The organism is Fluviicoccus sp., assembly GCF_030646115.1.
Classification (GTDB): domain Bacteria; phylum Pseudomonadota; class Gammaproteobacteria; order Pseudomonadales; family Moraxellaceae; genus Fluviicoccus.
On sequence record NZ_JAUSMX010000008.1, the window covers coordinates 186,858 to 199,750 of the forward strand.

Below are 12,893 nucleotides of genomic sequence, written 5' to 3' on the forward strand. Positions count from 1 at the left end.
GATGGAAGAGAATTTGCTCGACAAGGCCGTGGCGGTGCGCCAGGGCGAAGAACTGGACTTGGCCCGCGTGGACGCCTTTCTCAAGGCAAAAATCCCCGGCCTGCAAGGGTCGCCGGAACTGGAACAGTTCCCCGGCGGCGCGTCCAACCTGACCTATCTGCTGCATTACGCCGACCGTGACCTGATTTTGCGGCGGCCGCCGTTCGGCCATCGCGCCAAATCCGCGCACGACATGCTGCGCGAGGCCAAGATCATGGCCGCGCTGAAGCCGGTCTATCCCTACGTGCCGGAAGTGCTGGCCATTTGCGACGACCCCGCCGTGATGGACGCCGACTTCTACGTGATGCAGCGCATCCCCGGCATCATCCCGCGCAGCAACCTGCCCAAGGGCATGACCCTGACGCCGGAGGAAACCCGGGCGCTGTGCCTCAGCGTCATCGACAAGCTGATTGAACTGCATCTGGTGGACTACCAGGCGGCCGGGCTGGACACGCTGGGCAAGGGCGGCGGCTATGTGAAGCGCCAGATTGACGGCTGGAGCGACCGCTACCGCAAGGCGCGCACCCCGGACGTCAACGACTTCGAAAGCGTAATGACCTGGCTGCAGGCGAAAATGCCCGCGCAGGATATCGCCACCACGCTGATCCACAACGATTTCCGCTTCGACAACGTTATCCTGAACCCGGACAACCCGCAGCAAGTGATTGGCGTGCTGGACTGGGAGATGGCGACGCTGGGCGACCCGCTGATGGATCTGGGCAACACCCTGGCCTACTGGGCGCAGGCCGACGACGATGCCACCATGCAGCTGATGCGTCGCCAGCCGACGCACCTGCCGGGCATGCTGACCCGCGACGAAGTGGTGGCCTATTACGGCGAAAAGACCGGCTTCAAGGTCGACAACTTCGATTTCTACACCATCTATGGCCTGTTCCGGCTGGCGGCGATTTTGCAGCAGATCTACTACCGCTTCTATCACGGCCAGACCAAGAATCCGGCGTTCGCGCCATTCGGGCAGATGGTGAATTATCTGGAAAGCCGGTGTTTGCGGCTGATGAAGGAATCGGTGCTGTAATGGGGGCTATTTATCTCGTCCGCCACGGCCAGGCCAGTTTCGGTGCGGAAAATTATGACCAGTTGTCGGCGCTGGGGATGGAACAGACGCGCCTGCTGGGACAGTGGCAGCGCGACTGCGAGCTGCCCTTGTCGAAGGTGGTGATCGGTCCGGCGCGCCGCCATGCGCAAAGCGCCGAACATTTCCAGAGCGGCAGCCAGAGCCGCCATGCCCCTCTACTGATCCCCGGCCTCAACGAATTCGACCATGAGCAGGTGCTGTACCGTTACCGTCCTGAATTCCGTGACAAGGCGGCGATGGCGGCTTATCTCGCCACGACTTCCAACCCGCGCCGCGCCTTTCAGGATCTGTTTGCGGTGGCGGTGGAACGCTGGCTGAGCGGTGAATTTGACGAGGAATATGCGGAAAGCTGGCCCACCTTCCAGCAGCGCTGCTGGAAAGGGCTGCACCAGATCATCGAGCAGGCCGGGCCGTCGCAGGACATCTGGGTCTTCACCTCCGGCGGACCCATTACCGCCATCGCCCAGCAACTGCTGACCATTCCCGACAGCCACATCTTCAACCTGAACTGGTCGCTGGTGAATGCTGGCGTCACGCGGTTGCTTTACAGCGGCAATCGGCTCAGCCTCAGCTATCTTAATAACCACGCCCATCTGGAACACCACCGCCGGGCGGATCTCGTCACTTATCGTTAAAGGAATTAGTCATGAGCGTGAACAACCCGTTTGACCTGACCGGCAAGATTGCCCTGGTGACCGGCGCCAGTCGCGGCATTGGTGAAAGCATCGCCCAGATACTCGCCGCCAACGGCGCACACGTGATTGTCTCCAGTCGCAAGGTGGAAGCCTGCCAGATGGTGGTGGACGGCATCAAGGCCGCCGGGGGTTCCGCCGAGGCGATGGCGCTGCACATCGGCGAGATGGAGCAGATTGAACATGTGTTCAAGGCCATCGAAGCCAAACACCAGCGTCTGGACATCCTGATCAACAACGCAGCCACCAACCCGCATTTCGGTCCCATTGTCGACACCGACCTGTCCGCTTTCCAGAAGACGGTGGATGTAAACATTCGTGGCTACTTCTTCATGTCGGCGGCGGGTGCGAAGCTGATGGCCAGGCACGGCGGCGGCGCCATTGTGAACGTGGCCTCGGTCAACGGCGTCATTCCCGGCATGTATCAAGGCATCTACTCCATCACCAAGGCGGCCGTGATTTCCATGACCCAATGCTTTGCCAAGGAGTGCGCCAGCATGGGCGTTCGCGTCAACGCGCTGCTGCCCGGCTTCACCGACACCAAATTCGCCTCGGCGCTGGTGAAGAACCCGGTGATTGTGGAAAAGGTACTGGAGCACGTGCCGATGCGCCGCATCGCCGAACCCGAAGAAATGGCCGGATCGGTGCTGTATCTGGTGTCACCGGCAGCGAGCTATACGACCGGCGTGGCGCTGAATGTGGATGGCGGCTATCTGATCGGCTGATGAGCTCCCTCTCCCCTTGTGGGAGAGGGCCGGGGAGAGGGGTACGGCAGTGGTGCTTGCACGGATGGTGTGTTCAGGCCGCTTTCCGCACCCCTCTCCCTAACCCTCTCCCACAAGGGGAGAGGGGACAGACCCTCATGTGAAGACAGGCAACTTTATGCAAAACCTTTCCGGAAAAACCGCCGTCATCACCGGCGCCGCCGAAGGCATCGGCAAAGCCATCGCCGAGCGCGCCGCCGCTGAAGGTATGAACCTGGTGCTGGCCGACATCAACGCCGACAAGCTGCAAGTCACCGTTGCCGAATTCGAGGCCCAGGGCGTGCCGGTGATCGGCCAACGCCTCGACGTCAGTGACGCCGCGCAAGTGAACGCGCTGGCCGACGCCGCCTTCACCCGCTTTGGCAACGTCCACCTGCTGGTCAACAACGCCGGGGTCGCCATCTCCCGCCCGGTGTGGGAAACCACGCCCGAGGACTGGCAATGGGTGATGGGCGTCAACTTGTACGGCGTCACCAATGGGCTGCGAAGCTTCATCCCGCGCATGCTGGCCAACGACGAAGAGGGTTACATCATCAACACCGCCTCGGTGGCGGGGCTGTTCTCGCAACCCGGCTCGGCGGCCTACAACGCCAGCAAGCACGCGGTGGTGGCCATATCCGAAGGCCTGCACTTCGACCTGCAACTGCGCAAGGCCAAGCTGCACGTGGCGGTGCTGTGCCCGGCCTGGGTCAAGACCGGCATCGCCAATGCCGAACGCAACCGCACCGTCGGCGACAACATCGACTGGAGCAAGGCCGACCGCGTCAACCAGTACACGGCGAAGTTCATGCAGCAGTCGGTGGAGAACGGCATCCCGGTGGAGAAGGTGGCGGATGATGTGTTCAAGGCCATTGCCGAGGACCGTTTCTACATTCTGACCCATCAGAAGATCAAGCCGCTGATCCACACCCGGATGGAAGACATTTTGCAGGAACGCCTGCCGACGCTGGCGGGTATGTAAACATCCGCTACGCTAACCATGCTTATGTAGGTCGCGCTTCAGCCCGACAACGCTCTCCGGTCGAAGGATGGTTGGCGTGCTGAAGCCCGACCTACGAATAACAATAATCAGGAGAACAGCCATGCCCCGCATGATGCTGAACGGCGCTGCCATTAACTATGAAGTCACCGGCGACGGCCCGGAAACGATCGTCTTTGGCCACGGCCTGCTGTGGAGCGGCCGCATGTTTGAGGCGCAGGTGGCGGCCCTCAGCAGGCGTTACCGCTGCATCACCCTCGACTTCCGGGGGCAGGGCCAGAGCGAAGCCACCCGCGACGGCTATGACATGGATACGCTGACCCAGGACGTGCTGTGCCTGATCCGCGAAGTGGCGGGCGGGCCGGTGCACTATGCGGGTCTGTCCATGGGCGGCTTTGTCGGCATGCGTCTGGCCATCCGCCATCCGGAATGGTTGAAGTCGTTGACGTTGCTGGAAACCTCCGCCGACCCGGAGCCGGAAGAGAACATGTTCAAGTACCGCCTGCTGCCGCGCATTGCCCGCCTGCTGGGCATGAAGGTGGTGGCGCCGCAGGCGATGAAGATCATGTTCGGCAAGACCTTCCTCAAAGACCCGGCGCGCAAGGCCCAGCGCGATGAAATGCGCAACCGCCTGTTGCAGAACGATCCCTTTAACATCAGCAAGGCCATTACCGGCGTGTTTGACCGCGAGGGGGTTTACGAATTCCTGCCGTCCATTCAGTTGCCGACGTTGATCATTGTCGGCGACGAGGATGTGGCGACCATTCCCGCCAAGTCGCGGCGCATGCATGCCGCCATCCAGGGCAGCCAACTGGTAGTAATCCCCAACTCCGGACACACCTCGACGGTGGAGACACCGCAGGCGGTGATTGCGGCGATGGAAGAGTTCCTGGCTAAAGTGTAAAACCCCCTTGGTCCCCCTTTCCAAGGGGGAAAATCTGATGATGCACTCCGTTGCTGCAATGATCCCCCTTGGAAAGGGGACGCCCGCAGGGCGGGATTTTGGAGCCCACTATGAAAGCCGTTCTCTGCAAACAACACGGATTACCCGAAACCCTGGTGCTGGAAGATGTTCCTTCGCCCACGCCCGGCCCCAAAGAAGTGGTGATCAGCGTCAAGGCATGCGGGGTGAATTTCCCCGACACGCTCATCATCCAGAACAAATACCAGTTCAAACCGGACTTGCCGTTTTCACCGGGCGGGGAAATTGCCGGGGTGGTGAAGGCGGTGGGTGAGGGCGTGAAGCATGTGAAGCCGGGCGATACGGTGATTGCCCTGACCGGCTGGGGCGGTTTTGCCGAAGAAGTGCTGACCGACGCCGCCAAGGTGTTTCCGGTGCCGCCAATGTTCGACTTCAAGGTGGCCGCCACTTTTGCCTATGCCTATGGCACTTCGTATTACGCACTGAAGGACCGGGCGCAGCTGAAGGCCGGGGAAACGCTGCTGGTGCTGGGGGCGTCCGGCGGGGTGGGGCTGGCGGCGGTGCAACTGGGCAAGGTGATGGGCGCGAAGGTGATTGCCGCCGCGTCCACGGCTGAAAAGCTGGAGGTATGCCGTCAGTCCGGCGCGGATGAGTTGGTGAATTACAACGATGCGGACTGGCGCGAACAGATCAAGGCGCTGACCGGCGGCAATGGCGTGGATGTGGTCTATGACGCGGTGGGCGGCGGCTATGCCGAACCGGCGCTGCGCAGCATGGCCTGGTGCGGCCGCTATCTGGTGGTGGGTTTTGCCGCCGGCGATATCCCGAAGATTCCCCTCAATCTGACGCTGCTGAAGGGCTGCGCAATCGTCGGCGTGTTCTGGGGTGACTTTGCCCGCCGCCAGCCCAAGGACAACATGGGCAACATGATGCAGCTGTTCGCCTGGCTGGCGCAGGGGCAGTTGAAACCGCATATTTCCGCCGAATACCCGCTGGAGCAGGCGGCGCAGGCGCTGAACGACCTGTTGCAGCGCAGGGCGACCGGCAAGGTGGTGCTGGTGGTGGAATAGGGTCACGGTAATGAAAAAGGGCGGCCGGATTGCTCCGGTCGCCCTTTTCAAGCGTCCAATTGCAGTGGTTACTTCAGCGAAATCTCGGTGATTTCCGGAGTCTTGTCCGGCGTGGCCGATGTCAGCCGCACCTTCAGTTTCAGGAAACGTCCCTTGATGCCAGCCATATTGGTGTCGTTCAGGACTTCGGTGTAGTCCTTGGCGCCCAGTTCGATCTCGCTGTTGGCGCTCTTGGCATAGGCCGAAACCGTGGTGCCTGCCGGCAGGGCTTGCTTCAGTTTCCACAACACCCGTTGCCAGACATAGTCGGGTTTGCCGCCGTCAAAGGTGGCTTCCCAAGTGCCCTGGCGATTGGTGATGGTGCGCACCACGCGGCCGGTCATGTCGCTGTAGTTGTAGGGACGGCTGCCCACAGCAAAGGTGTCGATGACGGCATTGACCGGGTCGGCTGCCAGTTTGATGCGGGTGGCGTTGCTGGTGACTTCATTGGCGGACCAGACATTGCCAAAGCCGTCCACGGCAACGCCGGTTGGTCCGGTGCCAACGATATAATTGGCAACAAAGGTCACACCCGTGAATGCCCCCTCCGTAAACACCTGTTTGTAGTGGCCCACATGATTGCTGTACAGGGAGCCGGCAATAAAGACATCGCCGTTATCGTCAGTGGTAATCCCTTGAGATCTGCTGTAACCGGTTTGGGTAAAAACTTTTAGGGTGCCAGCCGGGTCAGCCGGATCGAAGGCGGAGAAGCGCCCTCCATTGAGTTCGGTCGACCAGATCTTGCCAAACTTGTCGATGCCGATGCCGTAACCATTGTGCCCTACATCAATCAAAGTGTTGGTGGTCATTTCCTTGTCGATTTTCTGCACCTTGCCTGAGCCGCTGCTCATGCTCCACAGATTGCCGTTCTTGTCGACCACGCCGCCATAATGAGGCTGTAGGGTGGCCATGGACTTGATGACGGCACCGGTGGTGCCGTTCACCTTGAACAGGGAGTTCTGATAATAGCCGCCGACAAAGACGTTGTTATCGGGGTCAATGGCGACAGTACGGATGTCGGTAGGCGTGCTGATTACTACGGCTGGAGTGGGATCCTCAGCTTCATTCCCGATAAGCGCCACATGCAGCAGGATGCACTCATCGGCGGCATTGGTGATGCCCAAGCCGTCGCCGAACGCGCCGGTCCAGTCCTTGATATCGGGATTGAAGGCGGTTTCTGTTTCGGCGTTTGCCTGTACCGGGGTAGAGCTGTCAATGACACCGTTGCCATTACGATCAATACACTGGCCGAATTCTTTCAGCCCGACCTTGGTAATGGTGTTGTTGTTGCGGTTTCCCACCCAGACGTTGCCGTCCTGATCGACCGTTGTGCGGGAAGGATTGCCGTTACCCGGGCCGGTGCGATAGCGCCCCAGTTCCTTGCCGGTGGTGACATCCAGCTTGGAGATGGTGCCTTCGCCGGAGTTGGCGATCCAGATAAAGGGAAAGGTGGAGTCGGTGATTCCCAGCTTCAGGGTGCCGGCGCTGGTATCCATGCCGACCTTGAGCACACCGTACTTGCGTTCGGTTACGGGGTTGTTGAAAGTCTCGGCACCACCTCCGCCTCCGCCCAAGAAGGCCAACACATCAGGCACTGTCGGAACGACAACATTGGTGTTGTCGTTAAAAAAGCAACCGGATAACGTGAGGCCGACCGCAGCCAAGCCCAATGACATTTTTGTCTTGTTCATGATCAACCTCCGTCAATTATTATTAGAATTATAGCGTCTTTTGTGAGTAATAGTCACATTTATATTGTGGGTATTGTCGCGATGGATTTGGGCGGGGAGTGCAGGTTAGCCGGCGCTATTCGGAGAAACTATTGATTTTCCGGTTCAGTTGCGGTCCCTGATAGCCCAGACCTGATCCGCCAGAGCCATTGGGTCGAAGGGCTTGGCGATGACTGCCGTTGCTCCCAGTGACTTGAAGTGGGCCACTTCCTGCGGCTGCACCTTGGCCGTGACAAAAGCGAAGCGCGCACCTGCCAGTTCGGGCATCAATTGCAGGTGTTGCAGAGTGGTGGGGCCGTCCATGCCGGGCATCATCACGTCCAGCAGGACAATGTCCGGCAGGAATCGCAAGGCGGCTTCCAGTGCTTCGGCCCCGGAAGCGCAGATGCACAGCGACATGCCCGGCTCGTCTTCCAGGGCGAATTCAACAATGGTGCGGATATCCGGTTCATCATCAACATACATGACACGTACAGGTTCAGTCATCTACAGGCTCCAACAGGCGTTAAAGGGTTCAAGGGGCTCAGGCATGAATCAGCTTGCGTATGGTCGCCAGCAGTTCTTCATTACTGGTCTTGGACTTGGTAAGTGATTCGGCAACACGGTTGCTGATGGCGCTGGAACTCTCCTTTCCTGAAAATACCAGCACCTGGCTGCGGGGATCAATCTGCTCCAGCAGCGACAGGCCGTTACCGTCGGGCAGGCCAAGGTCCAGCAGCACCAGATCGAAAAAACCGTTCTTGAGCGCCTGGCGGGCTTCCGCCAGACTGGCCGCCGGGGTGTAGTCGGCAATGTCCTCGACCAGCAATTGCGTAATCTGCAGGATGTCCTCCGCATCTTCCACATGCAGTATGCGCGGCTTGCCGCCGGCTTGCAGTACTTGCCTCAATGCCTGTTTCAGGCGTTCAGGGTCAACCGGTTTGTGCAGCCAGTCGCTAATGTTGAGGACATCGAATCCCGGCCCGGAAGTCGGATCGCCCTGATGGCCATTGATCATGATTACCGGCAGCTTGCGGTGCTCGGGATGCTCGCGCAAGTCCTGCAACAGCGTCATGCTGTCGCCCTCGGTCATGGCGATGTCCAGCAGCATGGCGTCATAGGTGTGCATCATCAACAGCGCCTTGACCTTGGCGATCGAAAAGGCGATATCGCAGGCAAAACCTTCCTCTTGCAGCAGTTCACTGAGCATGAGCGCGGTATCGGAATTGTTCTCGCAAATCAGCAGCCGGAACCGGGCTTCGACCGCTTCCCCGGCCGGGTTGCCGATTTCGGTGGCGGGGAGGGTGAAGAAGAATTCGGTGTCGCCCGGTGCGGACGTGTAATCAACGGCGCCTTCGTGTCGTTCGACAATGGCCTTGGTGATGCTGAGTCCCAACCCGGTGCCGCCCTTGTCGCGGGTGTCCGAGGCATCGGCCTGCGCGAAGCGCTGGAAGATGCGGGGGCGGAAAGCATCGGGGATGCCCTTGCCGTTGTCGTGAACGCTGACCCGCCAGTAATGGTACTGGCGGTCTATGCAGATGGTGACGACTCCGCCGGGCGGTGAATACTTGACGGCGTTGGAAATCAGGTTGGCGAAGACCTGCAGCAGGCGGTGTTCGTCGCCGCTGATCAGCGCCTGTTCCGGTGCGCCGTCCAGGCGCAGGCTGACCTGATGCTGGCTGGCATAGCTTTCATTGGCGGAGATCGCCTGTCGGGTGACTGCGACCAGGTCCAGGGCGGTAAAGATAAATTCCAGCCTCCCGGATTCGATTTTTTCCAGATCAAGGATGTCATTGATCAGCAAGGTCAGCCGTTCGCTGTTGCGGGTGGCGGTTTCCAGCAACTGCTTCGCCTTGGGCGACAAGCCGTCGGAAGCCTTGCCCAGCACCAGCCCCAGCGCGCCGCGAATGGAAGTCAGCGGGGTGCGCAGTTCGTGACTGACGGTGGAAATGAATTCATTCTTCAGCCGCTCCATGTGCCGCCGTTCGCTGATATCCCGCATCACGACCGTGAACATGGTGCGGTCGGCCATCTGCATTGGGCTGATACCGGCTTCCAGTGGAAAGACAACGCCGTTCTTGCGTCTGCCTTCCAGGTTGCTGTCGAGGGCGCCGCCACTGCCGTCGGTGAGGTGCGGTTCCAGTGCCGGCACCAGCTCCCGCACCGGTTTTCCGGCCAGTTCATCAGCGGCATAATCAAACAGGCGCAAAGCAGCCGGGTTGAAGTTCTCGATAAGGCCGTGCGTGTCCAGCGTGAAAATGGCATCGGCGACGCTTTCAAAAATGGCGTAGAGCAGGATGCGCTGCTCATTCAGCTCGCGCACCGCATCCACGGTTTGCTGCATGGATAACTGCTGCTCGACGGCATCGGCGATATCCCGCAATAATTCCAGTTGGCGCGAAGACAGGGTGCGCGGCTCGCAGTCCATGAGGCAAAGCGTGCCGACCCGTTGCCGCGTGGCCCCGGCATGCAGCGGCGCGCCCGCATAAAAGCGGACATGCGGGGCACCGGTCACTGCCTTGAAATGAGCAAAGCGCGTGTCCAGCCGGGCATCCGGCACCAGCAGGATGTCCTCACCCTTTATGGCGTAATGGCAGAAAGTGTCCTCGCGGGAGCGTGCTTCCTCGCAGGGCTCCATGCCGAAGCAGGATTTGGTCCACAGCCGGTCAGCGTCGACCAGGGTGATCATGACGATCGGGATGCCGAAGACTTCGCGGACAATGCGCGTCAGCCGGTCAAAGCGCTCCTCGGGCGGGGTGTCCAGGATTTGCAGGGCGTGCAGGGCATGCAGCCGCTCGTACTCCGCCGCCATGGTGCTGTGGAGTTCGGTCTTGCTGGATCCGGTCGCCGTGGTGGTCATGGTGGCCCTCGGTGTGGCAGCCGCGTGCCGGGTATTGGCAGCGTGATGCGGAGTGCGGCTGGGAAATGGTGTGCTGCCCTGCGTTGGCAGTGTATGGTGGATTGTTGTCCTGTGTCACTATGGACAGCAGTCATGGCGGTTGCCATAGTGCAGCCCGTGTTTTTCAGGGGCGCCGGCCGCTTTGTTCAGGCCGAATCTGTCCCTACCCGATTATTCCGGAGTTCCGTGTCATGGATCCACGCAAGGCATTGCTCGAAGCCCGCATCCGCAGCGTCAAGGCCGGTTTTGTCGCGGCCCTGCCCGAGAAGGGCGCGGCCATCGCAGGTCACTGGCGAACATTGCGCCACAACGGCTGGGACGACCAGGAGGGACTGGAGTTGCAGCGTCTGGCGCACAATCTGGCGGGCTCGGGCGGCACCTTCGGTTTTCCCGAGGTCAGCCGCACCGCCCGTGAGCTGGATATCTCGCTGGGCAAGATCCTGCGGGCGGAGTCTTCCACCCGCAATATCCGCCCTGAAACCATCCTCAAGCTGGAAGAACAGGTGGACAGCCTGCTGCTTGTCATCAAGGATGCCCTGGTTAACCAGGATTCCCCTGCGGATACGCCGGTGCTGACCCAGATTGTGGCCGGGCCGGGCAAGTCGGTGGTGGTGATTGATGATGATCCCTTCCTGCGTGAGCGCATGTCGGCACTGCTGGAGGCGGCGGGCTATCAGGTGACAGCCTTCGAAACACCGGCCAAGGCCATTCCCTATTTTCAGGAGCACCAGCCCGCCATGGTGTTGCTGGACCTGATGTTTCCCGGCCGTCGCGGCCCCGCCTTCGAGGTGATTGCCCACCTGCGTGGCGAAACCGGCCAGCGCACACCGGTGGCGGTGATCAGCGGTCATGCCGACTTCCGCTCCCGCATGGAAGCCACCCGCGCTGGCGCGGACGCCTATCTGGCCAAGCCGCTGGAGGAATCCCGGCTGCTGGAAGTGGCGGCGCAGTTGACCGACCGCCGGCTGGATGACGGCTGGCGCTGCCTGGTGATTGACGATGATGAGGCCATGGCCCGGCAAGTCGCCGCCTGGCTGTGCCATGCCGGCCTGACCGCCGAGTGGGTGACCAGCCCCGCCGACAGCTGGCTGAAAGTGCGCGAGTTCCATCCCGATGTCATCGTCATGGATGTCAACATGCCGGAATACAACGGCATTGAGCTGGCGACCATGCTGCGCCAGGATGCCGAAACCACCTTCATTCCTATTGTCTTCCTGACGTCCGATACTGATACCCGCGTCCGCCGCCAGGCGATGGCCGTGGGTGCGGACGACTATCTGCTGAAACCCGTTGACCGGCTGCCGCTGGTGCAGGCCGTGCTGGCGCAGGCCCGCCTCGGCAAGCGTGTTCAGGGGCGGGTGTCGCGGCTGTCGCGTCAAGCCGGTGGCGGCGGGCTGTCGCGGCACTTCTTCTTCAACCGCCTGGAATGGGCGCTGGATGAGGCCGGGGAGGGCATGGTGCGCCCGGCGCTGGTGTTGCTGGCGCTGGTTGAAGCGCCAAAGGTGCTGGAGACGCACGGCGTGCTGGGCATGGCGGCCCTGCAACAGCTGTGGCAGGAAAGGCTGGAAGGTCTGGAGGAAGATGTCTGGACGCTGCTGGGAGAAAATATTGTCGGCCTGTTGCTGCCGCGTGACACGCCTTCGGGCCACCGCATGCGGGTGAGCGCCATCCTCAGCCGTCTTGCCGTGGCCCCGTACAGCATCAACGGGCAGGAGATTGCCTCGTCGGCCTGTGCGGCCATCCTCAACCTGCGTCAGGGCAAGGCCCCGGCGGCGGTGCTGTTGCAGGCGGAGCAAGCGCTGGGCCTGGCGCTGGACGGCGAGCCGGGCACGGTCATCGAAGCGTATGTCGGCGATGCCGGCCCGATAGAGACGAGCGGCACTTTGCCGACGGACCGGCTGCGGGTGGTGTATCAGGCGATTGCCACCCTGGATGAGGAAGGCGAGGGGAATTGCGATCCGGTAAAGTCGGTGCTGGTGCGCCTGGCCGACGCCGACGGCCAACTGCTGCCGGCCGGCAGCTTGCTGGCGGACCTGGAAAAAAGCGGCCTGCTCCCGGAACTGGATGCCTGGCTGCTCCGTCAGGCGCACCGCATCCTGACTTCGCAAATTGATGCCGCACAGGGGCTGACGCTGGTAGTGAGCGCCTCCCCGCAAAGCCTTGGCAGCGCGGTTTATCTGGAAACCTTGCGGGCGCTGATCGCGATGTCCCCGATGCGCAACCCCCGCCAGCGTCTGGTGGTCGCCATCAGCGAGGCCTCCGCCATCACGCACCGCTCACAGGTGGAGCGACTGGCGGCGCTGTTGCAGGAGCTGGGTCTGGGACTGATGGTGAACGGCTATGGCGGCTCCATCAATGCCGCCGCCATTCTGGAGCAGTTGCGGCCGCTGTATGCCCGGCTGGATGAGGGACTGGGCCGCCGTCTGGAAAAAACCGGCGAGTATCTGGCGGACGACCGCGCCCTGCTGGAAACAGCCGAGGCTCTGGGCGTCACGGTGGTGGCCGGCGGCATCGAGCGTGCGGCAAGCCTGTCCGGGCTGTGGGCAAAGGGTATCCGCTGGTTCCAGGGCTATTACATCCATGAGCCGGAATCGGCGCCGGTATCGGTGGCGGAAACTGTAACGGCGTGAGCTGCCGCGATGCCGCCCCCGGCCGCCACCCGGCGGGCGGCCGGGCGCCTCCCG

10 protein-coding genes are annotated in these 12,893 nt (G+C 61.4%); 7 read left to right on the plus strand and 3 right to left on the minus strand.

Translation table 11 applies throughout. From position 1 onward, the window contains the following. The first annotated feature begins 1 nt into the window (after position 1). The 6 genes from Q7T36_RS05085 to Q7T36_RS05110 all read left to right on the plus strand — a co-directional run bounded on the left by Q7T36_RS05085 (position 2) and on the right by Q7T36_RS05110 (position 5,562). On the plus strand, positions 2-1,075 hold the full coding sequence (locus Q7T36_RS05085; RefSeq protein ID WP_304844706.1) for a phosphotransferase family protein: 1,074 nt from the start codon (positions 2-4) through the stop codon (positions 1,073-1,075). Next, a complete protein-coding gene (locus Q7T36_RS05090) occupies positions 1,075-1,770 on the plus strand; it encodes a histidine phosphatase family protein (RefSeq protein ID WP_304844707.1) in 696 nt (231 codons plus the stop codon). Before Q7T36_RS05085 ends, Q7T36_RS05090 begins: the two co-directional genes overlap by 1 nt. A gap of 11 nt (positions 1,771-1,781) precedes the next feature. Next, on the plus strand, positions 1,782-2,552 hold the full coding sequence (locus Q7T36_RS05095) for an SDR family oxidoreductase (RefSeq protein ID WP_304844709.1): 771 nt from the start codon (positions 1,782-1,784) through the stop codon (positions 2,550-2,552). Positions 2,553-2,709: 157 nt separating this feature from the next. Then, positions 2,710-3,552 carry an SDR family NAD(P)-dependent oxidoreductase gene (locus tag Q7T36_RS05100; protein WP_304844711.1) on the plus strand — a complete coding sequence of 281 codons (843 nt, stop codon included), beginning with the start codon at positions 2,710-2,712 and terminating at the stop codon, positions 3,550-3,552. A 121-nt stretch (positions 3,553-3,673) separates the two neighbouring features. Then, on the plus strand, positions 3,674-4,474 hold the full coding sequence (locus Q7T36_RS05105) for an alpha/beta fold hydrolase (RefSeq protein ID WP_304844713.1): 801 nt from the start codon (positions 3,674-3,676) through the stop codon (positions 4,472-4,474). Positions 4,475-4,584: 110 nt separating this feature from the next. Beyond that, positions 4,585-5,562, plus strand: coding sequence for an NADPH:quinone oxidoreductase family protein (locus Q7T36_RS05110; RefSeq protein WP_304844715.1), 978 nt, complete (start codon positions 4,585-4,587; stop codon positions 5,560-5,562). A 68-nt stretch (positions 5,563-5,630) separates the two neighbouring features. Here the strand turns inward: Q7T36_RS05110 and Q7T36_RS05115 are convergent, their stop codons facing one another. The 3 genes from Q7T36_RS05115 to Q7T36_RS05125 all read right to left on the minus strand — a co-directional run bounded on the left by Q7T36_RS05115 (position 5,631) and on the right by Q7T36_RS05125 (position 10,170). Next, entirely contained in the window at positions 5,631-7,292 is a 1,662-nt protein-coding gene (locus Q7T36_RS05115) for a hypothetical protein (RefSeq protein ID WP_304844717.1), read from the minus strand. Positions 7,293-7,436: 144 nt separating this feature from the next. Next, the gene (locus tag Q7T36_RS05120; RefSeq protein ID WP_304844720.1) at positions 7,437-7,817 is read right to left on the minus strand and encodes a response regulator; all 381 of its coding nucleotides are present in this window, start codon (positions 7,815-7,817) and stop codon (positions 7,437-7,439) included. 37 nt (positions 7,818-7,854) lie between these two features. Further along, positions 7,855-10,170 (minus strand): ATP-binding protein, encoded by a 2,316-nt coding sequence (locus Q7T36_RS05125; RefSeq protein WP_304844722.1) that lies wholly within the window; start codon positions 10,168-10,170, stop codon positions 7,855-7,857. Between the two features lie 230 nt (positions 10,171-10,400). On the opposite strand from Q7T36_RS05125, the gene Q7T36_RS05130 reads away from it, so the two are divergent. Continuing rightward, positions 10,401-12,839 (plus strand): response regulator, encoded by a 2,439-nt coding sequence (locus Q7T36_RS05130; RefSeq protein ID WP_304844724.1) that lies wholly within the window; start codon positions 10,401-10,403, stop codon positions 12,837-12,839. Positions 12,840-12,893 lie beyond the last annotated feature (54 nt).

Excerpts from the sequence above, each read along its gene's own strand:
- Q7T36_RS05085 (WP_304844706.1), top strand. The coding sequence starts at position 2 with ATGGAAGAGAATTTGCTCGACAAGGCCGTGGCGGTGCGCCAGGGCGAA.
- Q7T36_RS05090 (WP_304844707.1), top strand. The coding sequence starts at position 1,075 with ATGGGGGCTATTTATCTCGTCCGCCACGGCCAGGCCAGTTTCGGTGCG.
- Q7T36_RS05095 (WP_304844709.1), top strand. The coding sequence starts at position 1,782 with ATGAGCGTGAACAACCCGTTTGACCTGACCGGCAAGATTGCCCTGGTG.
- Q7T36_RS05100 (WP_304844711.1), top strand. The coding sequence starts at position 2,710 with ATGCAAAACCTTTCCGGAAAAACCGCCGTCATCACCGGCGCCGCCGAA.
- Q7T36_RS05105 (WP_304844713.1), top strand. The coding sequence starts at position 3,674 with ATGCCCCGCATGATGCTGAACGGCGCTGCCATTAACTATGAAGTCACC.
- Q7T36_RS05110 (WP_304844715.1), top strand. The coding sequence starts at position 4,585 with ATGAAAGCCGTTCTCTGCAAACAACACGGATTACCCGAAACCCTGGTG.
- Q7T36_RS05115 (WP_304844717.1), bottom strand. The coding sequence starts at position 7,292 with ATGAACAAGACAAAAATGTCATTGGGCTTGGCTGCGGTCGGCCTCACG.
- Q7T36_RS05120 (WP_304844720.1), bottom strand. The coding sequence starts at position 7,817 with ATGACTGAACCTGTACGTGTCATGTATGTTGATGATGAACCGGATATC.
- Q7T36_RS05125 (WP_304844722.1), bottom strand. The coding sequence starts at position 10,170 with ATGACCACCACGGCGACCGGATCCAGCAAGACCGAACTCCACAGCACC.
- Q7T36_RS05130 (WP_304844724.1), top strand. The coding sequence starts at position 10,401 with ATGGATCCACGCAAGGCATTGCTCGAAGCCCGCATCCGCAGCGTCAAG.